The sequence below is a fragment of the Stenotrophomonas sp. GQ19 genome (assembly GCF_059758695.1).
This window is the reverse complement of record NZ_JCAXES010000002.1, coordinates 348,114-373,977: the sequence shown is the minus strand read 5'-3', so window position 1 is coordinate 373,977 and position 25,864 is coordinate 348,114. Positions and strand designations below refer to the sequence as shown.

The window sequence follows — 25,864 nt, the reverse complement described above, 5'->3', positions numbered from 1 at the left end:
ATGCGGGACGGACAGAGGGCCGCGCGAAGGGCGCGGCAACCCCTCAACGCGACAGCGGCAATGCCTGCTTGCGAACCACGCGGTACTCGGCGTCCACCACCTGCGGGTCGCTCGGGCGCGTGCCCTGCTTGCGCTGGGCAAGCAGCTTCCACGCAACACCGGCGATGATCATCGCCGCACCCACGAACACCCCCACGAACACCAGCGCGGCCAGGATAGCCAAGCCCAACAGACCCACCGCGACGCGCACCAGCGGATGGCGCGGCTTGCGCGGCGCGAACAGGGTGCGGAACGTGTTGAACTGGAAGTAGCGCTTGTACATGGCGTTTCTTTTGGCTGAAGTCAGCGAGCCATCAGTATCCGGGGTGGCCTCTGCCATTGAGTGAAAAACTCGTTAAACGTACCGTGCGTTCATTTCAAATCAATGACTTGTGTTCATCGCCGGGCCAGCCACGTGACGGCGTGAGAGAATGCCGCCCCGTTGAATCCTCGTGCCGACATGTCTGTTTCCGATACCGCCGCCGTTCCCCTGATGGCCCTGGACGCCATTGCCGACGCAGGCTTTGCCGAGGTCGAGGTCACCCTGGACGGCGACAGCGAGTCGCTGGTCATGTACCGCCATGGTGACGATGTCCGCGGGTGGTTGAACATCTGCCCGCATGCCGGGCGACGGTTGGACTGGGCACCGGGACAGTTCCTGAAAAGCCGTGAAGGCCATCTGGTGTGCGCCGCGCACGGCGCGTCGTTCTCGCTTGACGATGGCAGCTGCGTAGCCGGCCCGTGCAAAGGCGACCGCCTGCGCGCGGTGTCGTTGCAGGTGCGCGACGGCCAGGTGTGGCTCGGGTAGGTAGCGACCGTGGGTCGCTACGCTTTCCTCAGAACATCAGGTTGATCATCGCCACCACCACGATGGTGTAGATCAACGACAGGGGCGCACCGACGCGCCATAGCTCGCGCGGGGTGTAGTTGGCCGGCCCGGTGATCATCGAGATCACCGGATTGGACGCGGTCATCAGGTTGTTGGACGCCGACAACGCCACGATCAACGCGAACGCCGTGGGGTTGCCGCCGGCGGCCAGCGCCAGGTTGACCGCGATGGGCACCATCACGATGGTCGCGCCCACGTGGCTGATGGTCAGCGAGAACACCGTGGTCAACAGCGCCAGCGCGATCTCCAGTACCCATACCGGAATGCCGGTGGGCAGGCGGTCGATGGTGTGCCCGGCCACCCACGCCGCCGCGCCGCTGCTGTCCATGGCCCAACCCAGCGGAATCAGGCCGGCCATCATGAAGATGGTCTTCCAGTTGATCGAGGCATACGCCTCGTCCATGCGCAGCACGCCGGTGAGCAGCATGCCGGCCACGCCGGTCATCAGGGTCAGCGCCACCGGCAGCTTGGAGGTCAGCGCGATCAGGATGGTGATGGCGAAGATGCTCATCGCGATCTTGAACTTGTGCGGGCGCTGCTCGCCTTTGGGGTAGTCGGTGACCACCACGAAATCGCGGCTCTTGGCGGCTTGGGCCAGGTCGGTCCAGATGCTGTGGAAGACCAGCATGTCGCCGGCGCGCAGGGCCACGTTGCGCACGTCTTCGCGGATCACCTGCTTGTCGCGGTTGATCGCCAGCAGGCTGATCCCGCGCTGCTTGCGCAGGCGCAGTTCCGAGGCGGTCTTGCCGATCACGTCCGAGGTGGGTGGGATCACGGCCTCGGAAATACCGGCGCGGCTGGGGTTGAACAGGTCGCCCAGATGCTTCAGCCGCGAGGACATGCGCAGGAACTGGTTCTGCGCGAAGTCGTTGACCTGCGCGCGGGCGCCCATCACCCCCAGCACGCTGCCCACCCAGATGCGCATCTCCGCCGGCGGTGCCAGCCGGGTGTCATTGCCGGTCTTGAGCGCCAGCAGCAGCGGCGCGTCGTGCACGTTCTCCGCTTCGCCCAGGGTCATGCCCACCAGCGGGCTCTCGGCGCTGACCACCAGTTCGAACACGTCGCCTTCGATGCCGTAGGTCTTGGCGAAGTAGCTCTCGGTGCGCGCCGGGGTGACCCCGTCGTTGGCCAGGGTTTCCTCTTCGACCAGCTTGCGGTCGCCGAAGTAGCGGAAATACAGCAGCGAGGCGACCAGCAGCGCCACGCCGATCGGCAGCGGCGCGAACATGCGCAACGGTTCGATGGTGGCCAGGCCCGAGGGCAGGTTGTTGTTGGCCGACGCCAGCAGATCGTTGAGCAGGATCAGCGGCGAATTGCCCACCATGGTCAGCGCGCCGCCCATCACGATCGCCGCGGCGATGGGCAGCAGCAGACGCTGCAGGGTCAGCCCGGTGCGTGCGGCCAGCCGCGAGGCCACCGGCAGGTACAGCGCCATCACCGACGGGTTCTGCATGAACGAGGAGTTCAAGCCGGCAATGGCGGTGGTCATCATCAGCAGGCGGGTTTCCACCCCGTGCCCGCGTCGCAGCAGCCAGGCGGCCAGCCGGTTCAACGCCCCGGTGCGGTCCAGGCCCGCACCGAGGATGGTGGTGGCGATGATGCTCATCACCGCGTTACCGGAGAAGCCGCCGAAGATTTCCTCCGGCGCGATCAGGCCGGTGACACCCAGTACCACCAGCACCACCAGCGCCACCACGTCGGCGCGGATGCGCTCGAACAGGAACATCGCCATCGTGAAGCCGACCAGCCCGAGCACGAGCTTCATATCGGTGGTCAGCGTCAGCGCGGTATCCATGGGGTGGCGCGGTTCCTTGGGCGGGGATCAGGTGCGGTCGTACAACAGGTCCCACACGCCATGGCCCAGCTTCTGGCCACGGGTTTCGAAGTGGGTCTGCGGGCGCCATTCGGGACGGTCCACCTGGCCGCGCGGACCGGCGCGGTTGGTCAGCCCGTCCGTGGCGTCCAGCACCTCCCACATCTGCTCGGCGTAGTCTTCCCAGTCGGTGGCGCAGTGCAGGCGGCCGCCGCTGCGCAGCTTGCGCACCAGCAGTGCAGCGAACCCCGGCTGGATCAGGCGACGCTTGTTGTGGCGCTTCTTGTGCCACGGGTCCGGGAAATAGATGCGCACTTCGTCGAGCACGCCATCGGCGATTTCCTTTTCCAGCACCTCCACCGCGTCGTGGTGGTACAGGCGCACGTGGTCGGCGTTGTCGTCGGCCAGCGCGTTGAGCAGGCGGCCCACGCCGGGGGCGTGCACTTCCAGGCCGATGTAGTCGCGGCTGGGGTCCTGCTGGGCGGCGAAGCGCAGCGCGGCACCGTTGCCGAAGCCGATTTCCAGCACCTTGCGCGCATCGCGGCCGAAGGTGGCGTCCAGGTCGCGCGGCTCGCCGGTGAAGTCCAGGCCGAAGCGCGGCCAGCGATCATCGAACGCGCGCTGCTGGGCGGGGGTGAAGCGGCCCTGGCGCAGCACGAAGCTGCGCACCTCGCGGCGGCCTTCAGTAATGGTGAACGGCTTGGCCGGGGCCTTGGCGCCGGCACTGTCGAAGGGATTGGTCATCAGATCAGCCCGTCCACCGGCGAGGAGGCACTGGCGTAGCGCTTGCGCGGGATACGCCCGGCCAGGAACGCCTCGCGCCCGGCCTCGACGGCCTTGCGCATCGCGCTGGCCATCAGCACCGGGTTGCGGGCCCCGGCAATGGCGGTGTTCATCAGCACGCCGTCGCAGCCCAGCTCCATCGCGATGGCCGCGTCCGAGGCGGTGCCCACGCCGGCGTCGACGATGATCGGCACCTTGGCGTCTTCGATGATCTGCAGCAGGTTGTACTTGTTCTGGATGCCCAGGCCCGAGCCGATCGGCGCAGCCAGCGGCATCACCGCGGCGCAGCCGATCTCTTCCAGGCGCTTGGCCAGGATCGGATCGTCGGAGGTGTAGACCATGACCGCGAAGCCATCCTTGACCAGCTGTTCGGCGGCCTTGAGGGTCTGCACCACGTCCGGGTACAGGGTCTTCTGGTCGCCCAGCACTTCCAGCTTGGTCAGGTTGTGGCCATCCAGCAGCTCGCGGGCCAGGCGGCAGGTGCGCACGGCGTCTTCGGCGGTGTAGCAGCCGGCGGTGTTGGGCAGGATGGTGTAGCGGTCCGGCGGCAGCACGTCGAGCAGGTTCGGCTCGCCCGGGTTCTGCCCGATGTTGGTGCGGCGGATCGCCACGGTCACGATCTGGGCACCGGCGGCATCAGTGGCGATGCGGGTTTCTTCCAGGTCCTTGAACTTGCCGGTGCCGGTCAACAGCCGGGAACCGTAAGTCTTGCCGGCGATCACCAGCGCGTCGTTGGGGGCGTGTGGATTCATGGCGCGAATTATCGCCTATCGCGCGTCACGATGCTGCGCCCGTGCACGCGCGGTCCAACACGGTCAACCGCCGCCCAGTGCGTGCACGATCTCGACCACGTCGCCGTCCTGCAGGGCGTGGCTGGCATGCCGGCTGCGGGTGACGATCTCGCCGTTGACCTCCACCGCCACCCGGCGCTCAAGCAGCTGCTCGGTGTGCAGCAGGTCGTGGACGGTGGCGCTTTGCGGAAGCTGGCGGGTGTCGCCATTGAGGACGATGTTCATGACGCCATTGTCCCTAATTGTGGCCGGGGTGCGTACCCTTGCCGGCCGCCTGCCGGGCGGCGGACGCCGCTGTGGCGGGTTTTCCCGGCTCCGGGGCGATTTCATGCGGCGACGCAGCGTGAATTGCCCGGGGCGCGGTGAAACCATTGCCACCGTGCGCCGGCGTACGTCCGGCTGTTCCCCCACTTCAAGGAGCTTTACATGCTGCTCAGCAAGCGCCCCCTGCGTTCCCTGATGGCCGTGGCCATCGCCATGGCCGCCCTGCCGGCCATGGCCCAGTCGCCGTATACCAAGACCGTGGTATTTGGCGACAGCCTGAGCGACGCCGGCTACTTCCGCCCGCTGCTGCCGGCCAGCGCGAACCCGATCATCGGCCAGTTCACCACCAACCCCGGTTGGATCTGGTCCGAGTACGTGGCCGACTATTACGGCACCAACGGCGGCGCGCACGGCAACGGCCAGGGCGGTGACAACTACGCCATCGGCGGCGCCCGCGTCGGTGTGGATACCAGCCAGGTGCTGGTGCCAGGCACCCCGGCAGTGCCGGTGTACTCGCTCAAGACCCAGATGAATCAGTACCTGGCTGCCAATGGCGGCAAGGCCGACCCGAACGCGCTGTACACCGTGTGGGGCGGCGCCAATGACCTGTTCGCCATCCAGCGCGGCGCGCCGCTGGCCGCCACCCTGGGCGCGGCGGTGACCGATCAGGTCGGCATCGTCGGCACCCTGAAGGCGGCCGGTGCCCAGTACGTGGTGGTGCCCACCATTCCCGACATCGGCCTGACCCCGGACGCGCGTGCGGCTGGCCCGGTTGGCATGGCGGGCGGCACCGCACTGGCCAAGGCCTACAATGACGCGCTGTTCGGTGGCCTGAAAGCGGCCGGCCTGCAGGTGATTCCGGTGGACACCTTCCACATCCTGCAGGAAATCGTCGCCAGCCCGTCCACCTACGGCTTCGTCAATGTCACCGACAAGGCCTGCCTCACCGCGACCTCGCTGACCTGCAGCCCGGCCGCCTATGCGACCCCGGACGCCTACAAGACCTACGTGTTCGCCGATGGCGTGCACCCGTCCAACGCGACCCACGAAATGCTGGGCCAGTACACCCTGTCGATCCTGGAAGCCCCGCGCAACCAGCAGATCCTGACCCACTCGGCCCAGACCATCGGCCGTTCGCGCGCCGACCAGGTCAGCTGGCATCTGGACGGCCGTCCGGCCGACGGCCTGAGCTGGTGGGGCAACCTGCGCGGCGACATGCAGCGCTACGCGCATGCCGACCTGTACGACGGCATGGCCCCGGCCGGCCTGTTCGGCGTGGATTGGGCGCGCGATGGCATGGTGGTCGGCGGCTTCGCCGGCTATGGCCGCATGGACGCCGACTTTGGCAACAGCAAGGGCGACTTCACCCAGTCCGATACCTCTCTGGGTCTGTTCGCCGGCTGGTATGGCGAGCGCGTGTGGGTCAACGGCCAGGTCAGCTACAGCTGGCTGGACTATGACGTCACCCGCAAGGTCCAGCTGGGCCCGGCGACCCGTATCCATGAAGGCTCGCCGGAAGGCAGCAACCTGACCGCCGCGTTGAACGCCGGGTATGAGTTCGGCGCTGAGGGCGGCTTCCGCCATGGCCCGGTGGCCGCGGTGATCTGGCAGAAGGTCAAGCTGGACGGTTACACCGAAAGCAACCCGAGCGCCACCGCGCTGGGCTATGGCGACCAGGATGTCGATTCCACCGTCGGCCGCATCGGCTGGCAGGCCCGTTTCGACGGCGGCAGCGTCAAGCCGTACGTGCAGGTCACCTACGACCACGAGTTCGAAGACGGCAAGCAGGCCAGCGCGTGGCTGCAGTCGATGCCGGACGTGGGCATGTACAAGGTGCCGGGCCTGGAGTTCGACAAGAACTACGCCACCGCTGTGCTGGGTGCGCGCCTGAACCTGTGGGGCCTGAACAGCAACGTGGGCATGAGCACCACCACGCTGCAGAAGCGTGCCCGCGACGTGTCGCTGTTCGCCAGCTTCAGCGGCAGCTTCTGATCCACCGCGCGCAACGCCCCGCACGGGGCGTTGCCGGCGGCTGGCGAAAGCCAGCCACAACGGGCGGCCCAGTGCCGCCCGTTGCGTTTTTACCGCCCCGCCGCATAAACTTGCCCGGCGCAACGCGGGTGTAGCTCAATGGTAGAGCTGTAGCTTCCCAAGCTACTGACGAGGGTTCGATTCCCTTCACCCGCTCCATCACCGGCTTCCGCCGCAGCCCGCGGCGCTCTGCAAGCCGTTGAACGAAGCGCATTCCCCTCTTTCTGCCTGCGCACCGCCATCGCGTCTTTCGCGTGCGGCATCCACACAGGGCGCCAGATCCGGGCACTTCCAATGACATCGCTTGGGAGCCATCGGCACGCGTTGGCCGCTGCCATCCCCACTTACTCGCGCATGGCCTTGAACACGAAGGGATCGTCGTGGTCGGGGAAGCGCAGCCGGTATCGCGCGATGCGCGTGATGCCGTCAGACAGCAGGTAGTCCACCTGCAGACCTTCCGGATCGGTTTCCATCCCGGCGCCCAGGTAGCTGTTGCTCGGATAGCTGAACCCCTGGTGCGGCGCTTCGCGAACCGCGGCACAGGTGCCGAACAGCGGGGGCAGCACGTAGAGTTGCTTCTCATGCAGCAGCACGACCTTGGTGTAGCGGTCGCCCTTGCCGCTGCTGACCTGGCGGATGTCCAGGCACACCGAGCTGCCGCGGTGCCACAGCGTCATGACCGCGACGTTCTCGGCAGCGATCGGCGCGTTGTCATTCCACGGTGCGGGCGCGAGGTTGATCGCACGGCTCAGGGGCCAGCGCTGCGTGCCCACCACCAACGCCTCGCCGTCGAACGCCACCTCGGGTACGCCGGCAGGGGCTGTCATGCCCAGGTCGCTCGGCCCGCTCCAGAGCGTCTGGTCGAAGCGTCGTAGCGCTTGGCCCATTGAGGTCACCCAGACGCAGTTGCGAGGCGCGTCTGTGCAGGGCATTGCCATGTCCGTCCCCGATCCCTGGAACAGGCTACCGCCCAACGAGCGGTAGAAATCCCCGTAGGTGGTGAAGGAACCCGGTGCAGCCTGTGTCGTCGCCGACAGGAGAAGGCTCAGCAGGGCAATGCCGGCGGGAATGATCCGTTTCATGGGAAATCCATTGGAGAGTGCAGGCCTGCGCGGCGTCGACACGATTCACCGTGCATCGGCGGGTGAGGATGACGGGATCGTGGCACGGGGCCGCCGTCATACTATCCGCTTGCCCGATCTGAAAAAGGAACGTTCATGATCCGTCGCAGTGTCGATCGCACAGCGTCTCGACTGCGGTATCTGCTGGTGCCCGCCTTCACCGCAATGGTCGCGCCCGCGTGGGCGGTGCTGCCGCCGTTGGAGCAGTTTCCGGCCGAGCCCGGCGTACAGGCGACGGTGTCGACGCGCACCACCTTGCCCGATGGCACGCGTCGCGTGGAAGGGCGTGTGCCGGGCTCCAAAACGTACCGGATCGAGGCCGACTGCACCCGGGGCACCGTCGCGATGTACCGGTTGGAGAAGGGGCAGTGGGACCTGCGATATGCCGCACGGCGACGCGGAGAAGGTTGGGAGCGCAGCACCATCGACGGACCGGTAGCGCGCATTCCGGCAGGAACCAACCTCGACTGGCTGGCCACCGCGCAGTACGACAGTGTCTGCACCCCAAAGGTGCGGATGGATGCGCCGCATGTCCCGCGGGAATAAGCGCGCCGTGTCGCCCTCGCCGGGGCCCGCCGACCGTACGGCGTTGCGTCGCTACACCCGCTGGTTGCCCATTGGGGTGCTGGTGGCGGTGTGCATCGCCTGGTGGTCGCCATTGGGCGTGATTGCGGCATTGGCCGCCTCTATTGCCGTACAAAGCGTGCTGGAGCGCTTCGACCTGGCCGGCGACGTGCTGCCGGTCGGTGGCGCGACACTGCACTCGACGCCGTTGTCGCCCTTCGCCCGCCAGCCCCCCACCGGCGATGTGACCCTGGGCTGGGCCGAGCTGGGCATGGGTGGCCCCGCGTACTGCACCCAGATGTTGCGCGACGGTGCGATCGTGGGTGACATCGCCTGCGAAGGCGGAAATGCGCGAAGCAGCACGTGGACCGACCTGGCAGGAACGCCGCTGCGCCTCACGTTGGCCTACGTTGACCGCAGTGGGGTGGTGCTTGGGTATGACGCGCAGCGCAAGGTCCTGCTTCACTTCAATGCGGTCCCGCATGTGTTCTGGCAGATGCTCGGCGAACGGCGCCAGGCTGACGGGGACGCCGCCGCGGCGGCGTGGGTGCTGCGCCAGCCGCATGTGGCCACTGCGCTGGTTGCGTACCACGGCCTTTGGCTGGCGCCTGATGACCCGGCATTGGCCAGCCCGATGCAGGCGCAGCTGCGTCACCGCCTGCCCGATGGTCGCGAGCTCAGCGCAGGCCTGCTGTTGCCCGACGACCTGCGGCTGACCGCACACCCGGAGCTGTTCAAGCACACGCAGCCGTACGCGCTGGCCCTGGACGGCGTTGACAGCGGGCGCCACGTCTGCGATCTGGACAACGTCATTGCCAGTCCCGGCGGCCAGTGCATTGTGGTGGCCGGCTCCTGCCTGGACGCCACCCATCGGCCAGTGGAAGGCGTGTGGCTGGTCTACTGGCACGGCCGCTGGCAGGCGGTGGGGCGCCATGTGTTTGCCGGGCAGGGCAAGCAGCGTCGCAGCGCCTGGCTGGAGGTGCTCGCTGCGGGCGACGACGGCCGTCTGGAATTGCAGGCCTATACCGAATGGGCAGATGCCGATGGCTGGCATCGGGAGCCGCTGCTGAACGTTCCCCTGTACGTGGTGGTGGAGTGGCGGCAGACCGCAGTGTCGGTGGGCGGCAGTGGCCTACGCGCGCGGCTGGCGGTGCCCAAGGGCTGACCGGGCATTCATCCGGGGCGCATGCATGCGCGGGCGCACACCGTCATCTGGACACGGTAGCCCCGCGCTATGCTGCGCGCTTTCCCGCCCCTTCGCACCGCGATGAAACTCGCCATCCTGTCCCGCAACAGCAAGCTGTACTCCACGCGCCGCCTGGTCGAAGCCGCGCGCACCCGCGGCCACACCGTGCGGGTGCTCGATCCGTTGCGCTGCTACATGCGGATCGCCGCCGACGGCTTCACCATGCATTACAAGGGCCGCCCGATCACCGGGGTGGATGCGGTGATCCCGCGCATCGGGGCCTCGGTCACCCGCTATGGGACCGCGGTGTTGCGCCAGTTCGAGATGATGGGCGCGCGCACGCCCAACCCCTCCGACGCCATCCTGCGGGCCCGCGACAAGCTGCGTGCACACCAGATCCTGGCCTCCAAGGGCATCGACATGCCGGTGACCGTCTTCGGCGACAACCCCGACGACACCGTCGACCTGTTGTCGATGCTCGGCCCGCCGCCGCACGTGGTAAAGCTCAATGAGGGCACCCAGGGCAGGGGGGTGATCCTGACCGAGAAGGCCAGCGCGTCGCGCGGCATTGTCGAGGCCCTGCGCGGGTTGTACGCCAACTTCCTGATGCAGGAATTCATCGGCGAGGCCCAGGGCGCCGACCTGCGCTGCCTGGTGGTCGGCGACCAGGTGGTGGGCGCCATGCAGCGCCAAGCCCCGGACGGGGATTTCCGGTCCAACCTGCATGCTGGCGGCAGTGCCCGCGCGGCCAAGGCCAGCCGCGCCGAACAGCAGGTGGCGGTGCGCTCGGCCAAGGCGCTGGGGTTGAGCGTGGCCGGGGTCGACCTGATCCGCTCCAGCCGCGGTCCGCTGGTGCTGGAGGTCAATTCCACGCCCGGGCTGGAGGGCATCGAGGCGATCTGCCAAGCCGACCTGGCCGGCCGCATCATCGATCACGTGGCATCCATGAAAAAGCCTTCCATTTCAAAGGCTTGATTGGTTTTCCGAAACCTTTCGGAGCGCTTAACACCGGTTTAATCGACCCCGGCGTAGGCTTCGACGAACCGCAGCTCTGCCCTCCTCAGCAGGATCGGTAATCGGGAACACACTTCAGGCCCAGGCGGTTTACCGTCTGGGCCTTTTTCCAAGGGCGTCCGCGCCTGCCAAAACTCACTTGCTGAGGGAAACCCGACAGGGATACAGTCGGCGTTCTGTTCAGGCTGACTAAAGGATTGGTTGAAATGAATCGCATGAAGCTCGCCACCGTTGCGTCGCTCCTGTTGCTGGCCTCCGGTGGGGTGCAGGCCGCCAAAGACGAAGTGTTCGCCACCGGCAAACCGCTGGCTGAACAACTCCAGCGCATCGATGTCGATATGAACGATGGCAAGACGTACTCTGAACTCAAGCTTGAAGATCGCAGTCGCGTTCGTGAAGCACTGGGGCGTATGCGTATCACCCTGGAACGCTTCCCGCAGGAGGCGTCCATTCCCGCCGCTGCCAAGACCGATCTGTTCAACGACCAGCAGATCGTGAACACGGTTTTGACACAGGCGCGCGAGGATAGCCGTCTAATATGTCGGCGTGAGAAGGCAACCGGCTCCAATTTCGCGGTTACCCAGTGTTTGACTCTCGCCCAGCGTGAGCGCATGAAGAACGATGCGCAGCTGCAGATGAACAAGGCGCAGCGCGTTGGCAATTTCTCCAACTAGAGGTCACAGTGCGAATTCTTGTAATTGAAGACAACAGCGACATCGCCGCCAACCTGGGCGACTACCTCGAAGACCGTGGCCATACTGTCGACTTCGCCGCCGATGGCGTGACCGGCCTGCATCTGGCCGTGGTCCATGAGTTCGACGCGATCGTGCTGGATCTCAATCTGCCGGGCATGGATGGAATCGAGGTCTGCCGCAAGCTTCGCAACGAAGCACGCAAGCAGACCCCGGTGCTCATGCTGACCGCCCGGGATTCGCTGGACAACAAGCTGGCCGGGTTCGATTCCGGCGCGGACGACTACCTGATCAAGCCATTCGCGCTGCAGGAAGTCGAAGTCCGTCTGAACGCCCTGTCGCGTCGCGGCAAGGGCGTGCAGACCCGCGTGCTGGAAACCGGCGACCTGGAATACAACCTGGACACGCTGGAAGTGCGCCGCCAGGGCAAGCTGCTGCAGCTCAACCCGACCGCACTGAAGATCCTGCAGGCACTGATGGAAGCGGCCCCGGCCGTGGTGACCCGGCAGGAGCTGGAAACCCGGGTGTGGGGCGAGGAACTGCCGGATTCGGACTCGCTGCGCGTGCACATCCACGGCCTGCGTGCAGTGGTGGACAAGCCCTTCGAGGTGCCGTTGATCCAGACCCGCCATGGCATCGGATACCGCATCGCCGCCCCGGAAGCCTGATCCGGTGACGGCGAAGGGGGAGCGCCGCCGGGCACCGTACCGGCGTCGGCTGCGCAGTCGCATCATCGTGTCCTTCGCGCTGTTGGGCTTGTGCCTGACGGCGCTGTTTGCGTTTGCCACCAACTGGACCCGCGCACGCGTGGAAAACCAGCTGGTGGAAGACGTGTTGAACCGCAACATCGACGAGTTCGCGATGCGGTATCAACTCGATCCGGGCCGCAGCCCGGAAGTGCCTTTCCAGCAGGTGCGCGCGTTTGCCTACCCCAAGGACAAGTTCGACCGGGTACGTGAGGAGCGACCGGAATGGGCTGCCTACGCCACGGGCAACTACAACGTGGCCGGGGTGGACGAAGAGAATCGCCCGTTTTCCTACAAGCTGGCCGTCCGCAAGACGCCCGATGCGTGGTTCTTCCTCGCGTACGACATGACCGAGAGCATCCGCGGCGAAGCCCAGCTCAACCGCGCGCTGTTCTTCTCCGTCCTGGTCTTCAGCGTGCTGTCGCTGGTACTGGGCTGGTGGTCGGCGTCCAAGGTGATGAAGCCGGTGTCCGACCTGGCCGCGCGCCTGCGCGCCTATCGCGGCGGCACCAGCGAACCGGAGCCGTTGGCCCCGCGCTTCCCCGATGACGAAGTGGGCCAGTTGGCCCAGGCGCTGGATGACTATTCGTCGCGGCTCACCGAAGTGGTGCAGCGCGATCGCGAGTTCAACGCCGACGTCAGCCACGAATTGCGCACGCCGCTGGCGGTGATTCGCGGCGCTACCGAGCTGCTGCTGGCGCGCCCGGGGCTGGACGAAAAAGTGGTGCAGCGCCTGCAGCGCATCCAGCGCGCCGAACAGCAATGCACCGACCTGATCGGGTCGCTGCTGCTGCTGTCGCGCAACGAGCGCGGGCAGGGCAACAGCAATGTCGCGCGCGTGACCGAGCAGCTGCTGGACGCGCACCGTGCGCAGCTGGGCGGCAAGCCGCTGGAGCTGGTGCTCGAAGGCGACCGCGATCTGGTCATCGATGCGCCCGAGTCGGCCTTGTCAGTCGCGCTGGGCAACCTGATCGGCAACGCCGTGAAGTATTCGCAGGAAGGCTCGGTGCGCGTGCGGGTCAGTGGCAACCGCGTGGACGTGATCGACAGCGGTCCCGGCCTGAGCGCCGAAGACGCGGCCAAACTGTTCCAGCGCGGCTACCGCGGCACCCATGCCGGCCATTCGCAGGGCGGCGGCATCGGCCTGTCGATCGTCAGCCGGCTGTGCGACCTGTACGGCTGGCAGGTGAGTGTGCGCCCGGGTGTCGAGCGCGGCGTGGTGGCCACACTGACGTTTGCGCCAGCGCTGTAAGGCGGGACCCGCGTTTCCCACGCAGGGTAGAGCCACCCCATGGGTGGCTGCTTTTCACAGCATACGGGCATCGCGCAGCCACCCATGGGGTGGCTCTACCGGGGGCTGGTCGCCAATTCGCGGTACAGGCGGTCCAGCTGCTCCACCTTCGCCTGCAGATGCTCCGGCTGGCCATCATTGACCACCACGTCATCGGCCAAGGCCAGGCGCTGTTCCCTACTGGCTTGGGCGGCAATCATCCGATCGGCCAGCTCGGCCGTAATGCCGTCGCGCTGCAGCAGCCGTGCGTGTTGCACCGATACCGGCACATCCACCACCAGCACCCGGTCGAGCCAGGGGTATTGCTGGCGGCCGCCGGCCTCGGCCAGCAGCGGAATGGCGGCCATCGCATAAGGCCCGGTGGCCTGCTCGCAGGTGGCGCGCAGCTGCTGCCGGATCGCCGGATGGGTAATGGCTTCCAGGGCCTGGCGCTCCTGCGCGGAAGCGAAGATGCGCTCGCGCAGCGCCGCACGGTCCAGCTGGCCATCGGCCAGCAGGATGTCGGGTCCAAAGTGTGCGGTGATCCGGGCCAGGCCTTCGCTGCCGGGGGCGACCAGGTCGCGGGCCGCCACGTCGGCGTCGGCCACGGTGATGCCCAGTGCCTCGAAGCGGCGGCTGAGCTCACTCTTGCCGGCGGCAATGCCGCCGGTCAGCCCGATGATGTAGTTGCTCATCGGCCGGCCCTCAACGCAGGCCGGCGTAGCCCATATAGGCGTTGATGATCTGCTCGCCCCACATGAACACGATCCAGCCGGCGATGGCCAGGTACGGTCCGAACGGGATGGGCGAGGCGCGGTCGCGGCCGCGCGAATACAGCCAGATCGAGCCGATGATCGCCCCGACAATCGACGACAGCATGATGATCGGCAGAATGCCCTTGAGCCCGCACCAGGCACCCAGCGCGGCCAGTAGCTTGAAATCGCCGTGGCCCATGCCTTCCTTGCCGGTGATCTGCTTGAACAGCCACCACACCGACCACAACGACAGGTAGCCAGCCAAAGCGCCCAGCAGGGCCGGCTTGGCCGGCATGTACAGGTTGTCGCTGGCCGCGATCAGGCCCAGCCACATCAAGGGCAGGGTCAACTGGTCGGGCAGCAGCTGGGTGCGCAGGTCGATGCCCGACAGCGCCACCAGGAAGCAGCTCAGCACGATCGCGCCGAAGCCCTGCCAGCCAAAGCCGAACTGCCACACGCTGGCCAGTACCAGCAGGGCGGTGACCAGCTCCACCAGCGGATACTGGATGGAGATGGGCGCGTGGCAATGGCGGCACTTGCCACGCAGGGCCAGCCAGCTGAACAGCGGGATGTTCTCGTACCAGGACAGCTTGTGCTTGCAGTGCGGGCAGTGCGACGGCTCCACCACGATCCCCGGCGGCGGCGGCTCGTAGATGTCCGGCTCTTCCAGCACTTCGCGGGCGTCGCGCTTCCACTGCCACTCCAGCCGCTTGGGCAGGCGCAGGATGACTACGTTGAGGAAGCTGCCCAGCAGCAGCCCCAGTCCGGCCGCGGCGGGGTAGCCGAGGCCGGGATGCTGGTCGAGAAATGCCATGTGTGTATCAGACCACCGAAGCGAGTTTGAAGATGGGCAGGTACATGCCGATCACCATGCCGCCGACGATGGTACCAATAACCACCATCACGATCGGTTCCAGCAGGCTGCTCAGTGCGTCGACCGCGTTGTTGACCTCCTGCTCATAGTACTCGGCCACCTTGAACAGCATGGCGTCCAGCGCACCGGCCTCTTCGCCGATGTTGGTCATCTGGATGACCATGTGCGGGAACAGGTTGGTCTGCTTCATGGCCATGTTGACCGGGTAGCCGACCGACACGTCGTCGCGCATGCGCAGCACAGCTTCCTCGTAGACTTTGTTGCCGGTGGCGCCGGCGACGATGCTCAGGGCCTCGACCAGCGGAACGCCAGCCTTGAACGTCACTGCCGTGGTACGGGCGAACCGCGCGATGGCACTGTTGTGCATCAGCTGGCCGATCACCGGTACCTTCAGAATCAGCCTGTCCAGCGTGTGCTGCATCGTTGGCGAGCGCTTGTAGGCGGCGATGAAGCCGAACACGCTACCGACGATGACGATCAGGATGGGGAGCCACCAGGACACCATGAATCGCGAAAGATTCACGATCATCTGCGTGAAGGCGGGCAGTTCGGCGCCGAAACCCTTGAACACGTCTTCGAACTGCGGCACCACCCAGACCAGCAGAATGCCACTGACGATCATCGCCACCGCCATCACCATGATCGGGTAGAACAGGGCCTTCTTGATTTTGCCCTTGAGTGCTTCGATGTTCTCTTTGTAATTGGCTACCGTATCCAGAACGGTTTCCAGCACGCCAGCGCCTTCACCGGCCTTGACCAGGTTGCGGTAGAGCTCGTCGAACTGGACCGGATGCCGGCTGATCGCCTCGTACAGCGAGGAGCCGCCCTCGATGTCGGTGCGGATGGTATTGACCATCTTCTTCATGCGCGGGTTCTTGTGCCCGCTGCCGATGATGTCCAGCGCGCCCACGATAGGTACACCCGACTTCATCATGGTCGCCATCTGGCGGCTGAAGAAGGCGATGTCCTTGGCGCTGATCGAACTGCCTGCTGACCCAAACAGTGGCTTGGGCTTGGGCTTGACCACCGTGGGCGTGATGCCTTGGCGGCGCAACTCTGCGCGCAGCAGGTTCATGTTCTTGGCGGGCTGCTCGCCCTTCATCTTTACCCCCCGCTTGTCGGTCCCCTCCCAGACAAACGGCTGCAACTCCGTGGTGCTGCGCGCCACGGGCTCTTTCTTGACTGCACTACGGCTGACAGACATACAGGCTCCCCAGCCACGCCATCCCCAGGCGGGCTATCTGCGCCGCATGTTAGCCGGTTCCGGGGCGCTGTGGCATCCCTGGATCTGGCCAAAGCGTGACCGGGATCCAGGACCCCCACGGTCACAAGGTGACGTAATACGTCACATTGCCGGTTTGGTCGCAAATTTCCGTGCGGGGGGTTCCAATCCTGAAGATTACTGCCATTATTGCGCCGGGGAATGCTGGGGAGCATTGCTGATGACGTTGGCACGCAACCTGCTTTGATCCACCCGCACGGGCGCCAGCCTCGCTCACCGGTTCGCCGGCCCAGGCTTCGACCCAGTGTTCATTTTTTTCCTACCTCTAGGGGATGTACTCATGAAGAAGCAGCAGGGCTTTACCCTGATCGAACTGATGATCGTTGTCGCGATCATCGCCATCCTGGCCGCCATCGCACTGCCGGCTTACCAGAACTACGTCGCCAAGTCGCAGGTCACTGCCGGTCTGGCCGATATTCGTGGCGGCGTGACCGCGTTCGAAGAAGGCATCCAGTCCGGCACCAAGACCGGCGCTGCGACCGTTGCCGACCTGGGTCTGGCTTCCAGCACCCCGCGTTGCGCCATCGCTCCGAGCGGCAACTGGGAAGCTGCCACCGGCCAGAAGATCACCTGCACCCTGAAGGGCAACCCGAAGGTTTCGGGCAAGACCATCGAGCTGGCGCGCAATGGCTCGGGCGCGTGGAACTGCACCGCTGCGAGCGAACTGGCTGCTTACAAGCCGGCCGGCTGCTAATCTTCAGCGCCATCGTTGAGTGAGGAAGGGGGGCGGTTTCGCCCCCTTTTCTTTTGAAGTGCAGCCGAACAGCATCCTATGGGGGGACGCCATGCGTGGGGAGCGTGGTTTTAGTTTGATCGAGTTGATGATCGTGGTCGCGATCATCGCAATACTGGCAGCTATCGCGCTGCCGGCTTATCAAAATTACGTGGCCAAGTCGCAGTTGACGGCGGGCCTGGCCGAAGTGACCGGCGGCCGGACAATGTTCGAATCGCAGGTGCTGGCCAACAATGTCACCACGTTCAATCTGTCGGACGTCGGACTGCCCAGCAGTACCGCGCGTTGCCGGTTGAGCATGTTGTCCACCGACGATGGGTACATCCGGTGCACATTGCGCGGTAGCCCAACCGTGGCCAACAAGACCATCGAGATCGCACGTAGCCGCTCGGGTGAGTGGCGGTGCAAGGCCGATGGATCGCTTGATGCAAAGCTGCTGCCGGCTGGCTGTAGCTGATTGATCCGTAGTCGAGGGAGAGGGCGTTGTCGAAGGGTGAGCATGCGGTGGGTAGGTGGCAGCAGTGCGTAGGATTTGCCCTGCTCGTTATCCCGGTACTGGTCATTTACTGGCCCGGGCTGAGCGGCGCCTTCATTTTCGACGACTTCAGCACGATTGTGGAAAACACGCGGCTGCACGTGGCTGCGCTGCAGCCGTCGTTGATCTGGCAGGCGGCAATCTCCTTCGATCCGGGAGGCACATTCGGAGCGCGTCCTCTGGCGATGGCTACGCTGGCAGTCAACCATGCGGTGGGCGGGTTGAATCCTTGGGGCTACAAGTTTGTCGGTCTGCTCGTGCACGCGTGCAACACCGTTCTCGTGTGGGTGCTGGTCAACCTTCTTCTAGGCATTCCGACGGCCACCGTTGTGCTGAAGGATCGTGCCCGGCACGTTGCGGCCCTCGCTGTTGCGCTGCTCTGGGCCATTCATCCCATCCAGGTTTCTAGCGTTCTGTACGTGGTGCAGCGCATGGAGACACTTGCGGCGACCTTCATGCTGGCCGCAATGATCTGCTATTTGCGCGGGCGCTTGTGCCAGATCCGATCCTGTTCGGGTTGGCGGTGGTTCGTGGCAGCGGTCCTGCTAGCCCTGTTGGGTTTGCTGTCAAAAGAGACGGCCGTACTCGTCCCGGTGTATGCGTTGGCAATGGAGCTGACGGTGCTTCGGTTCGCTGCATCCAGTACATCGGTCGAACGTCGTTGGCGGTGGCTCTACGGCCTGGGGGGGCTTGCCGGTTTCGTGGTTTTCGTCGCGGTGGTGGTTCCCCATTACTGGTCCGATCACTACTTGGCGCGCAACTTCGGCACGTGGGAGCGACTGCTGACTCAGTTGAGAGTGCTGCCGATGTACCTGCTGCAGATGTTCCTGCCGACGCCGGGCAATCTTACGTTCTATTACGACAATGTCCTGCCCTCGCGTGGCATTTTGCAGCCGGTGTCCACGTTACTCGGAGGCTTGCTGCTGTCGGGTCTGCTGGCTACCGCTGTATGGGCCCGTCGGCGCGCACCGTTGGTTGCGCTGGGTATCCTATGGTTCTTCGTATCGCACCTGCTCACCAGTAATGTCATTGCGCTTGAACTTGCCTTTGAGCATCGCAACTACCTGGCTCTGCTCGGCGTGCTGCTGGTGGCCTGTGACTTGATACTTCGCGCACCTGCTGCGGCGCGGCAGCTGGTGTTGCCGGCCGCCGTCGTCGCTGTTCTGGTAGGATCCGCTGGATTGACCCTCATTCGATCCGCGACGTGGGGGGATCCGCTGCTACTGGCGACCGAGCTGGTTGTCGAGAATCCGGGCTCGGCACGCGCCAGTGCAGATCTTGGCGCCATGTACTTCAGAATGTCCGATGGCTACTCGAACTCTCCATTCATCGACATGGCCATCGGCGAGTTCGAACGTGGCTCTCAGCTTCCCGGGGCATCAATCATCAGTGACCAGGGTCTGATCCTGACGGCCGCGCAGAGTGGGCGGGACGTGCCGTCGATCTGGTGGGACAGGCTGGTGAACAAAGTCCGGGCCGGGACCTTGAGCCCGGAGACAACGGGGGCACTTTTCTCGTTGCTGGAAAATCGCTACAAGGGCGTGGTGCTGGACGACAAGCGACTTGCCCAGTCGTTCCGCGTACTGTTCGAGCGCACCACGCTTCCCCCTTACAGCTACGCTCAGGTGGGTGACTACGCGATGGTGCACGCGCACGACGAGTCGCTTGCCGACGAGATGTTCGTCCGGGCAATCGACAACAGCGTTTCCAATCCCCTGTACGCGCGCAAGGTCATCGATACCCTCGTCCAGAAGGGGTGGCGCCGCCAAGCGGAGCTTGCACAGGCAAGGGCACGAGATCTGGGCCTGCTTGGCGATCCTGATGGAACTGTGCCCGTTGGAGTGAAGTAATTCCCTTCGTCTTTGCGCCTGATGAACCGGTACCTCATCGCTGATTCCCTCCCCTTCATCGCGGGGGGCGTTGAAGACACGTCGCCAGTAGAGCCGCCGTATCCCCTGCCAGTGCCTGCCAATCGCGTGCAGCGGTCGGTGCAGCCTGCGCGATCGTTGGTTCAAAAAGCTGATGTCGCAGTTTCAGCGCCAGATCGCTCGCGTCCCCTGGTTGGTAGCGTTGCGAAGCCGCGCTCAGCATCTCGTTGACGTCACCCACCCCGGCGGCCACCACCGGCACGCCACAGGCGAGTGCTTCGCTCAGCTTCAGCGGGAAGCAATAGCGACCGAAGCTGGAGTCCCGGTTGCAGATGACCGCAACATCCAGCGCATTGACGAGCAAGGGAACCTGCCGCCAGTCCAGGATGCCCAGGTCGATGATGCGGGGGTGCTTGTATCGGGAAGGCGTGGCATCGCGCGGTCCGGCGAACGCCAGGTGGAGGGTGGGATTCGTTTGGGCGAGGATTTCGAATGCATCGAACAGATCTTCGATGCCCCTGTCGGCCTGGATTGCACCGGCACAGCCGATGATCGTTGCATCTGCGGGGAGACCGAGCGCACGCCGGCAGTCGATTCGATCGAGCGAATGGAACACCGCGCTGTTCACGCCGTTGCCCACGATGGCGCAAGGTCCAGAGGTTGGATAATTCTGCTGGACATGGCGTGCGAGAGAATGGCTCACAAGTGTCAACCCCGCCGCGGCCCGGCAGGCTGCCCTGTATCGCCGTGAGATGCCCGGAAGCCGGGTCAGCCCGAAATGCTCGTAGTTGTCGTAGAGGTCGATCACGACCGGTATGCGCAGGGCGCGCCCAACCTCGACCGCCCAAATGGCATGGAACGCGTCGGAACTGGCCCATAGGACGTCAGGCTGGCAATCCGCAACCGCTTCAGCCAAGGCGCGGGTGGGGTGGAAAGGCCCCCATGGCACGGCATTGGCCGATCGCCATGCCACGCCCGCTCCGCTGACATGTCGCTGCAGGTCCCGCCGCGGGCGATAACTGGAAGCTAGGCCATGCACGCGGTGACCGAGCCGGGCCATGCCGTCGGGGATTTCATACAGACGGCCGTACTGATCAGACAGCAGGTCGCGCGCGGTGTATTGGCGTTTGCATAGGACGAGTATATTCATCGATGCGTTCTGTGCCAGCGCAGCGGTAGGGGGGGGCAGGGTGCCGCGGCCCGGGTGGCCAATTACAGTGTGACACGATCTGGGAGACAGGATTTGCAGCCATTGCTACGACTGAGGAAACTCGCAAACGCGTTGTCCAGCGAGCGTTTCCATCTTTTCCAGACCCTCATGCGGCGCATGTTTCGGCGTTCGCATGCTGTCGTGCGGGTGAATGATTTTGACGGCAATCTCGCCCTTCATCTGGACTTGGCCGAGCATATGCAGCGGCGCATCTTCTGGATGGGATATTACAACCTGCGTCTGGTCGCCCTGTTGAATCGCTTTCTTGCGCCCGGGATGGTGGTAGTGGATGTAGGGGCCAATATCGGTGAAGTCAGTCTGGTCTGCGCCAATCGCGTTGGAGCTGCGGGGCGAGTCATCGCATTCGAGCCGGTCAACACAATCGCCGATGAGCTGGAGCGCAACATTGGCGGCAACGGGCTGCAGCAGGTGGTCAGCGTACGGCGTCAGGGACTTGCGGAGGTCACAGGAGAGTTCGATATCTACGATTCCTGTGGACAGCACGATCTGGATGAGTCTCATCGCGGTCTTGGAAGCCTTCACGGCGATCCCGCCTCGCATCGGGTGTTGGGTCGAGTCAAAATCGAAGCCCTTGATAACCTGGCCGCCCTGCTTCAACTGAAGCGGCTGGATTTCATGAAGGTCGATATCGAAGGCGGCGAACTTGCCTGCCTGAAAGGCGCGCTTCAGACAATCGCGAACTTCTCTCCCGTGATCGCGGTAGAAGTGAATGAGCGCTCGGCGCAGATCGCCGGCTACCGGGGGCGGGACATCCTCGATGTGCTGGTTCCGCTGGGATATCGATTCCTCCGACTTGAGGCGCACGGACGTTTGGTGCCCATAAGTGCGGACGCCCTGGGCGACTATCAGGACGTCATATGCGTCGCGGACCGGACAATTCTGGCGCAGTTGATGGGCGCATGATCGCTCTGCTGCTGAGTCGGGTGGACGCCGGTGGTCTCGAGCGTGTCCAGTTCAACCTTGCCCGTGGGCTGGCGGAGCGTGGACACGCGGTGCAGATCGTCGCTGGTCGCCTGTTGGTCCCGGCCTCCAGCGTAGACGAGGTCCGCTGCATCGCGCCACTCGGCGCATGGGAGTTCCTGTGGCGACTTCCCGGGTGGATTAGGAAAAACCGTCCCTCCGTCATCGTGACGACTTCCAACGATGTCGCCGTCTGGCTACTGCTGTGGCGCCGCTGGCTGGGTACGGATGCGGCGGTGGTCGTCACCCAGCACCTGGCCATCTCCGGGCCGCGCTTGGCAGCGGGGGGCGTGCGCCGATTGAAGCTGGCCTGCATACGTTGGGCGATGGCACGCCTATTGCCGTCGGCGGATGCGATCGTGGCCGTGTCGGCTGCAGTTGCGGCGGACATGCGCCTCGAACTCAGCCTGGACGGCGTACCAATCGAGGTGATCCACAACCCGATCGTGTCGGCTGCTGATAGTGGCGCGCCCGATCTACCTTTGCCTGAAGCGTGGCCGTTCCCGCGCGATGATGTTCCAGTGCTCGTGTTCGCAGGGCGACTGGCGCCGGAGAAGCGACTGGATCTGCTGTTCGCGGCATTCCTAAAGATCAGGGCGACCAGGCCCATCCGCCTGCTTGTCCTGGGCGCAGGCCCGCTTGCCGCGCAGATCGAGCAGTGGCGCCAGGACGCCGCTGTGGAAAACGATTGCCGGTTGATGGGGGCCGTGCGGGACGTGCTGCCGTGGATTGCGAACAGCGATGTGCTGGCGCTACCCTCGGACTACGAAGGCTTTGGCAACGTGCTGGTGGAGGCGATGCAGTGCGCAACGCAGGTGGTGGCGACCGATTGCCCCAGCGGCCCGGCCGAAATTCTCGAGCACGGGCAGTTCGGGCAACTGGTCAACGTCAATGATGCGACAGCACTGGCGGCTGCAGTTGAGCGTAGCCTCAACGGCTCAATCAGGGTAGAGCGGGAAGCGCTGCTGACCCGTGCAGCTGAATTTTCGATAGAGCGCGCCGTAGAGGCTTACGAAGGTGTATTCACGGCGGCACGGCGGCGTGCGGCACGGCCTTCCCGCCGCTGAGCCACAGCGTTATCCAAGTGGCCAAAGCCATGCCTGTTTCCGCGTAAATCACCATCCAGATGGCACCGGTCAGCCCGTATCGTGGAATCAGCCACGCGCTCAACAGTGACATGGCGAGAAGTCCGACGGCTTCGATGAGTGTCTTGCGCAGCTTGAAGCCGCGTCCCACCAGAACATGGCAACCGATTTGGCGCAGGCTGTAGCCGAGGACGAAAAGCCCCATCCAGCGCAGAGCGGGCACGGCGGGGGCGAAGTCAGGCCCCACCAGGTAAGGCAGAATGCCGGCTCCCCACCACAGCAGGGCCGCGACAATACCGGTGTAGGTGGCAGCAGCTGCAGCCATGGTCAGCACCAGGCGATGATGGCGTGCCGGCGCCTGGTCTGCCCGGAACAGGCGCGGCATCGCCGACATCACCATCGCGTCCAGTGGCATGGCGGCCACCGCAGCGATCCGGTAGCAGACGGTGTACAGGCCCGCGATGGTATCCCCACCCGCGCGCAGTACCAATGACTTGTCAAAGGTAGTCACCGCGGTCATGGAGGTCCAACTAACCGCGTGGCCGGCACCATGCCGCAGATCACCAGGCCGAATCTGCCAGCGCTGCGGCTGCGGTGCCAGCACTCGCTTCACTGCCAGCAATGCGAACACGGCACCGCCCAGCGACGCCAGCAGGTGAAGGAACAGGTAATGGTCCAAGTCTCGCTGCATTGGGAGCACGCTGAAGACGAGGATCGCGATCAGGCGCAGCAATGCGCTAGCGGCCGGTAGTGCGGCCGCCCACCCCATGCGCTCATGCGCCGCAAACGCGAAGGCGGCACTGGTGACGTAGGGGAAGGCGAGGATTTCCGATGCGGCTATGAGGGCGATGCCGGTCAACGAGATCGATGCGTTGCCCAATACCGAGGGGAAAAGCAGCACCGCCAATGGCAGCGACGTGAGCGCACACAGCACCAAAGTCTGCTTCCAGTACGGCGAGAACCGTGAGGGATCCGACGCACTGTACTGATACATCAGCATGCCGCTGCCCAGCCCGACCAGGCCGGCTAGCGCCGAGGCGGTGCCCGCAATGCCCGAGAAGATGCCGTAATTCTGTGCGCCCAGTCCGCGTGCGGCCACCACTATCCACGCCGCCAGGCACACCAGGCGCACGCCCTGCCACACCATTACCTGCAGCGATGTGCGAGCCAGCGATCCAATGGGCAGGCGCCACTTCATGTGGGGGGCGGGTTCAGCTGCGTGTGCGCCGCCGCAACCAGCGCCTCCAACCGCGCCGAATACCCGGCCGCGACTGCGGCATGATCGAAACGCCGCACCAACGAAGGGCGAAGCTGCTCCACCCACGCTTGACCAGTCGACGGGTTGTCCAGTAGGGCGTTGATCTGTGCCCCCAGCGAACTTGCGTCTCCGGGCTCGGCCAGATACGGGGGCCAATGACCTTCTTGCAACTCGCGGATGGCAGGCAGCCGGGTGGTCACGACCGGGCAGCCGCAGCCGAGCGCCTCGACCATTACCAGCCCCAACCCCTCCTGGTCACCCGAGCGCGCCTGCACGAAGGGCGTAATCAGCATGCTGCTGCGCCGGTAGAGATCAGGCAGTGCATCCTGCGACAGAGCGCCGAGAAAACGTATGTGCGCTTGTAGCCCGAGCCTCACGACCTGCTGCTGGCAGGACGCCAGCTCAGGGCCGAAGCCGACGATGCTGAGCATCGTATGGGGATGACGTTGAAGGACAAGCGGCATCGCATTGAGCAGGTGTGTCAGTCCCTTCTTCTCCACCAAGCGCCCGACAAAGAGCAGTTGTTGCCCAGCGCGCTGCGTCTGCGCATCGGGCGTAAAGCGCTGCTGCAGGTCGACGCCCATGGGGGCCACTGCCAGCGACGCCGGGTCTGCGCCGAGGGCCAGCATCGGCTCGCGCATCGCGCTGCTGACCACCGTACCGGCCTGCATCCGGCGCATGGTCAGTCGCTTCAGCCACGTGGGCAACCGACCGCGCAATGCGAAAAGGTCCGCGCCGTGAGAAGTCACCAGTGTCGGTGGCGTACGCACGCCAACCATCCGCAGTAGCGCCACCATCAAGGCCTGGGGGAGTATCCAGTGTGCGTGAATGACGTCCGGTTGGACTGTCCGGAGCAGGCGGCGCAGGGACAATAGCTGAATGAGCAGGAAGCCGGGCAGCAGCAGTGCGGTCCACGGACGATGACGCAGGTTGCCGACGATGCCACCGTCGTTGACCAGCCGCTCCCAGCGCGCCGGCGCATAGCGGTAACGGATGATGGCCACCCCATCCATCCGTTCTCGACGCAGGGCGCCATCGGCATGCGGGCAAAGCACCGTGACATCGAACCCGGCCACCAGGCGTCTGCTCAGTTCGTGCACGAAACCCGGCTCCGGGTCCCCTGGCCAGCGCGGATAAGTCGACGCCAGCACCAGCAGCCGCGACCGCCGATGTGCACGGCTGGCGGGGACCGTCCCACTCACTCCGCGTCCCGCCCGTCCCGCGCTGCCAGGTAGGTCAGCCCGGTGATCTGCTCGGAGATCAGGCCGATCAGGAAGATGATCACCGAGGCGCTGAACAGCAGGGTGCTCATGTTGGTGAAGCGGTGCATGGTGGCGAAGGTGTAGCCGTAATAGCCCAGGCCCAGGGCGAAGAAGCCTGCGGCGATCGGCGCGAACAGCTTCAGCGGCGAATACAGGGTGGCGATCTTGAAGATGATGAGCAGGAAGCGGATGCCGTCCTTGATCGGGCGGATGTGGCTGCCGTTGCCCACCCGCTTGGCCACCGGGATCGGTACGTAGGCGACCGGGTAGGCGCTGCGGAAGAAGGCCATGGTGCTGGTGGTGGGGTAGCTGAAGCCGTTGGGCAGCAGGTGCAGGAACTCGCGGAACCGTCGCGCCCGAGCGGCGCGGAACCCGGAGGTAAGATCCAGGATCCTGAACCCGGTCATGCGGCTGGCCAGCCAGTTGTAGAAGCGGTTGGCCAGGCCGCGGTGGACGCTGGCCTGGCCGCTGCTGTCGCGCGCACCCACGACCATGTCATAGCCCTCGGCAAGCTTGCCCAGCAGGGTTTGGATGTGGGCCGGGTCATGCTGGCCGTCGGCGTCCATGAATACCAGGATCTCGCCGCTGGCGGCGCGGGCGCCGCGCTTGATCGCCGCGCCGTTGCCCATGGAGTACGGGCTGGACAGTACCGTAGCGCCATGGGTGCGGCCGATCTCGGCGGTAGTGTCGGTTGAACCGTCATCGACGACGATCAACTCGGCCTGCGGATATAGCTGGCGCAATGCCGGCAAGGTACGGAGCAGGCCTTCTGCTTCGTTCTTGGCGGGCAGGATGATGCTAATGCTATTCACATTGTT

General features: G+C 65.1%; 26 protein-coding genes and 1 tRNA gene. 14 read left to right on the top strand and 13 right to left on the bottom strand.

Features of this window, described 5'->3' with window-relative positions; all coding sequences use genetic code 11:
• Window positions 1–43: 43 nt before the first annotated feature.
• The gene (locus AC6CHL_RS05730; RefSeq protein ID WP_137190173.1) at window positions 44–322 is read right to left on the bottom strand and encodes a hypothetical protein; all 279 of its coding nucleotides are present in this window, start codon (window positions 320–322) and stop codon (window positions 44–46) included.
• A 177-nt stretch (window positions 323–499) separates the two neighbouring features.
• Between AC6CHL_RS05730 and AC6CHL_RS05725 the strand changes: the two genes are divergently transcribed.
• The gene (locus tag AC6CHL_RS05725; protein ID WP_498293743.1) at window positions 500–847 is read left to right on the top strand and encodes a Rieske (2Fe-2S) protein; all 348 of its coding nucleotides are present in this window, start codon (window positions 500–502) and stop codon (window positions 845–847) included.
• A gap of 28 nt (window positions 848–875) precedes the next feature.
• On the opposite strand, the gene AC6CHL_RS05720 is transcribed toward AC6CHL_RS05725, so the two are convergent.
• The 4 genes from AC6CHL_RS05720 to thiS form a co-directional block, all read right to left on the bottom strand.
• Window positions 876–2,723 carry an SLC13 family permease gene (locus AC6CHL_RS05720; RefSeq protein ID WP_038686602.1) on the bottom strand — a complete coding sequence of 616 codons (1,848 nt, stop codon included), beginning with the start codon at window positions 2,721–2,723 and terminating at the stop codon, window positions 876–878.
• A gap of 27 nt (window positions 2,724–2,750) precedes the next feature.
• On the bottom strand, window positions 2,751–3,485 hold the full coding sequence (gene trmB, locus AC6CHL_RS05715; protein ID WP_038686604.1) for a tRNA (guanosine(46)-N7)-methyltransferase TrmB: 735 nt from the start codon (window positions 3,483–3,485) through the stop codon (window positions 2,751–2,753).
• Window positions 3,485–4,276, bottom strand: coding sequence for a thiazole synthase (locus tag AC6CHL_RS05710; protein WP_128096404.1), 792 nt, complete (start codon window positions 4,274–4,276; stop codon window positions 3,485–3,487). Before AC6CHL_RS05710 ends, trmB begins: the two co-directional genes overlap by 1 nt.
• A gap of 63 nt (window positions 4,277–4,339) precedes the next feature.
• A complete protein-coding gene (thiS, locus tag AC6CHL_RS05705; RefSeq protein ID WP_447595370.1) occupies window positions 4,340–4,540 on the bottom strand; it encodes a sulfur carrier protein ThiS in 201 nt (66 codons plus the stop codon).
• A gap of 201 nt (window positions 4,541–4,741) precedes the next feature.
• Here thiS and AC6CHL_RS05700 point away from each other — a divergent pair, with 201 nt between their 5' ends.
• Both AC6CHL_RS05700 and AC6CHL_RS05695 read left to right on the top strand, forming a co-directional pair.
• Window positions 4,742–6,571, top strand: coding sequence for an autotransporter outer membrane beta-barrel domain-containing protein (locus AC6CHL_RS05700; protein ID WP_498293740.1), 1,830 nt, complete (start codon window positions 4,742–4,744; stop codon window positions 6,569–6,571).
• 124 nt (window positions 6,572–6,695) lie between these two features.
• Window positions 6,696–6,769 (top strand) — tRNA-Gly (locus AC6CHL_RS05695).
• A 185-nt stretch (window positions 6,770–6,954) separates the two neighbouring features.
• On the opposite strand, the gene AC6CHL_RS05690 is transcribed toward AC6CHL_RS05695, so the two are convergent.
• On the bottom strand, window positions 6,955–7,692 hold the full coding sequence (locus AC6CHL_RS05690) for a hypothetical protein (RefSeq protein WP_498293738.1): 738 nt from the start codon (window positions 7,690–7,692) through the stop codon (window positions 6,955–6,957).
• A 135-nt stretch (window positions 7,693–7,827) separates the two neighbouring features.
• On the opposite strand from AC6CHL_RS05690, the gene AC6CHL_RS05685 reads away from it, so the two are divergent.
• The 6 genes from AC6CHL_RS05685 (at window position 7,828) to AC6CHL_RS05660 (ending at window position 13,185) form a co-directional block, all read left to right on the top strand.
• Entirely contained in the window at window positions 7,828–8,277 is a 450-nt protein-coding gene (locus tag AC6CHL_RS05685; protein WP_498293736.1) for a hypothetical protein, read from the top strand.
• Window positions 8,261–9,460 (top strand): hypothetical protein, encoded by a 1,200-nt coding sequence (locus tag AC6CHL_RS05680; RefSeq protein WP_498293734.1) that lies wholly within the window; start codon window positions 8,261–8,263, stop codon window positions 9,458–9,460. The genes AC6CHL_RS05685 and AC6CHL_RS05680 overlap by 17 nt, the downstream gene beginning before the upstream one ends.
• A gap of 102 nt (window positions 9,461–9,562) precedes the next feature.
• A complete protein-coding gene (rimK, locus tag AC6CHL_RS05675; protein WP_038686616.1) occupies window positions 9,563–10,456 on the top strand; it encodes a 30S ribosomal protein S6--L-glutamate ligase in 894 nt (297 codons plus the stop codon).
• 245 nt (window positions 10,457–10,701) lie between these two features.
• A complete protein-coding gene (locus AC6CHL_RS05670) occupies window positions 10,702–11,169 on the top strand; it encodes a hypothetical protein (RefSeq protein ID WP_244880180.1) in 468 nt (155 codons plus the stop codon).
• Window positions 11,170–11,177: 8 nt separating this feature from the next.
• A complete protein-coding gene (locus AC6CHL_RS05665; protein WP_017356179.1) occupies window positions 11,178–11,855 on the top strand; it encodes a response regulator transcription factor in 678 nt (225 codons plus the stop codon).
• Complete coding sequence (locus AC6CHL_RS05660; RefSeq protein WP_051598742.1) at window positions 11,818–13,185, top strand: sensor histidine kinase; 1,368 nt, start codon at window positions 11,818–11,820, stop codon at window positions 13,183–13,185. Before AC6CHL_RS05665 ends, AC6CHL_RS05660 begins: the two co-directional genes overlap by 38 nt.
• 95 nt (window positions 13,186–13,280) lie before the next feature.
• On the opposite strand, the gene coaE is transcribed toward AC6CHL_RS05660, so the two are convergent.
• Genes coaE through AC6CHL_RS05645 form a run of 3 tightly spaced genes read right to left on the bottom strand, consistent with a single transcriptional unit; the run spans window position 13,281 to window position 16,036 of the window.
• Window positions 13,281–13,898, bottom strand: coding sequence for a dephospho-CoA kinase (coaE, locus tag AC6CHL_RS05655; RefSeq protein WP_498293731.1), 618 nt, complete (start codon window positions 13,896–13,898; stop codon window positions 13,281–13,283).
• A 10-nt stretch (window positions 13,899–13,908) separates the two neighbouring features.
• Window positions 13,909–14,772, bottom strand: a complete 864-nt coding sequence (locus tag AC6CHL_RS05650; protein WP_498293729.1) for a prepilin peptidase — start codon at window positions 14,770–14,772, stop codon at window positions 13,909–13,911.
• A gap of 7 nt (window positions 14,773–14,779) precedes the next feature.
• Complete coding sequence (locus tag AC6CHL_RS05645) at window positions 14,780–16,036, bottom strand: type II secretion system F family protein (RefSeq protein ID WP_498293727.1); 1,257 nt, start codon at window positions 16,034–16,036, stop codon at window positions 14,780–14,782.
• 358 nt (window positions 16,037–16,394) lie between these two features.
• Here AC6CHL_RS05645 and AC6CHL_RS05640 point away from each other — a divergent pair, with 358 nt between their 5' ends.
• From AC6CHL_RS05640 to AC6CHL_RS05630, 3 genes are all read left to right on the top strand, one after another.
• The gene (locus AC6CHL_RS05640; RefSeq protein WP_498293725.1) at window positions 16,395–16,808 is read left to right on the top strand and encodes a pilin; all 414 of its coding nucleotides are present in this window, start codon (window positions 16,395–16,397) and stop codon (window positions 16,806–16,808) included.
• 91 nt (window positions 16,809–16,899) lie between these two features.
• Window positions 16,900–17,304: a pilin gene (locus tag AC6CHL_RS05635; protein WP_498293723.1), complete on the top strand. Its 405-nt coding sequence runs from the start codon at window positions 16,900–16,902 to the stop codon at window positions 17,302–17,304.
• 26 nt (window positions 17,305–17,330) lie between these two features.
• Window positions 17,331–19,232 (top strand): hypothetical protein, encoded by a 1,902-nt coding sequence (locus tag AC6CHL_RS05630; protein ID WP_498293721.1) that lies wholly within the window; start codon window positions 17,331–17,333, stop codon window positions 19,230–19,232.
• Between the two features lie 55 nt (window positions 19,233–19,287).
• Here AC6CHL_RS05630 and AC6CHL_RS05625 read toward each other — a convergent pair whose 3' ends face one another.
• On the bottom strand, window positions 19,288–20,400 hold the full coding sequence (locus AC6CHL_RS05625) for a glycosyltransferase family 4 protein (protein ID WP_498293719.1): 1,113 nt from the start codon (window positions 20,398–20,400) through the stop codon (window positions 19,288–19,290).
• 132 nt (window positions 20,401–20,532) lie between these two features.
• Between AC6CHL_RS05625 and AC6CHL_RS05620 the strand changes: the two genes are divergently transcribed.
• Window positions 20,533–21,384 (top strand): FkbM family methyltransferase, encoded by an 852-nt coding sequence (locus AC6CHL_RS05620; protein ID WP_498293717.1) that lies wholly within the window; start codon window positions 20,533–20,535, stop codon window positions 21,382–21,384.
• On the top strand, window positions 21,381–22,508 hold the full coding sequence (locus AC6CHL_RS05615; RefSeq protein ID WP_498293715.1) for a glycosyltransferase: 1,128 nt from the start codon (window positions 21,381–21,383) through the stop codon (window positions 22,506–22,508). Before AC6CHL_RS05620 ends, AC6CHL_RS05615 begins: the two co-directional genes overlap by 4 nt.
• On the opposite strand, the gene AC6CHL_RS05610 is transcribed toward AC6CHL_RS05615, so the two are convergent.
• From AC6CHL_RS05610 to AC6CHL_RS05600, 3 genes are all read right to left on the bottom strand, one after another.
• Window positions 22,465–23,724 (bottom strand): lipopolysaccharide biosynthesis protein, encoded by a 1,260-nt coding sequence (locus AC6CHL_RS05610; protein ID WP_498293713.1) that lies wholly within the window; start codon window positions 23,722–23,724, stop codon window positions 22,465–22,467. The genes AC6CHL_RS05615 and AC6CHL_RS05610 overlap by 44 nt on opposite strands.
• Window positions 23,721–24,884 carry a glycosyltransferase family 4 protein gene (locus AC6CHL_RS05605; RefSeq protein ID WP_498293711.1) on the bottom strand — a complete coding sequence of 388 codons (1,164 nt, stop codon included), beginning with the start codon at window positions 24,882–24,884 and terminating at the stop codon, window positions 23,721–23,723. Before AC6CHL_RS05605 ends, AC6CHL_RS05610 begins: the two co-directional genes overlap by 4 nt.
• Before the next feature lie 98 nt (window positions 24,885–24,982).
• Window positions 24,983–25,858 carry a glycosyltransferase family 2 protein gene (locus AC6CHL_RS05600; RefSeq protein WP_498293709.1) on the bottom strand — a complete coding sequence of 292 codons (876 nt, stop codon included), beginning with the start codon at window positions 25,856–25,858 and terminating at the stop codon, window positions 24,983–24,985.
• Window positions 25,859–25,864 lie beyond the last annotated feature (6 nt).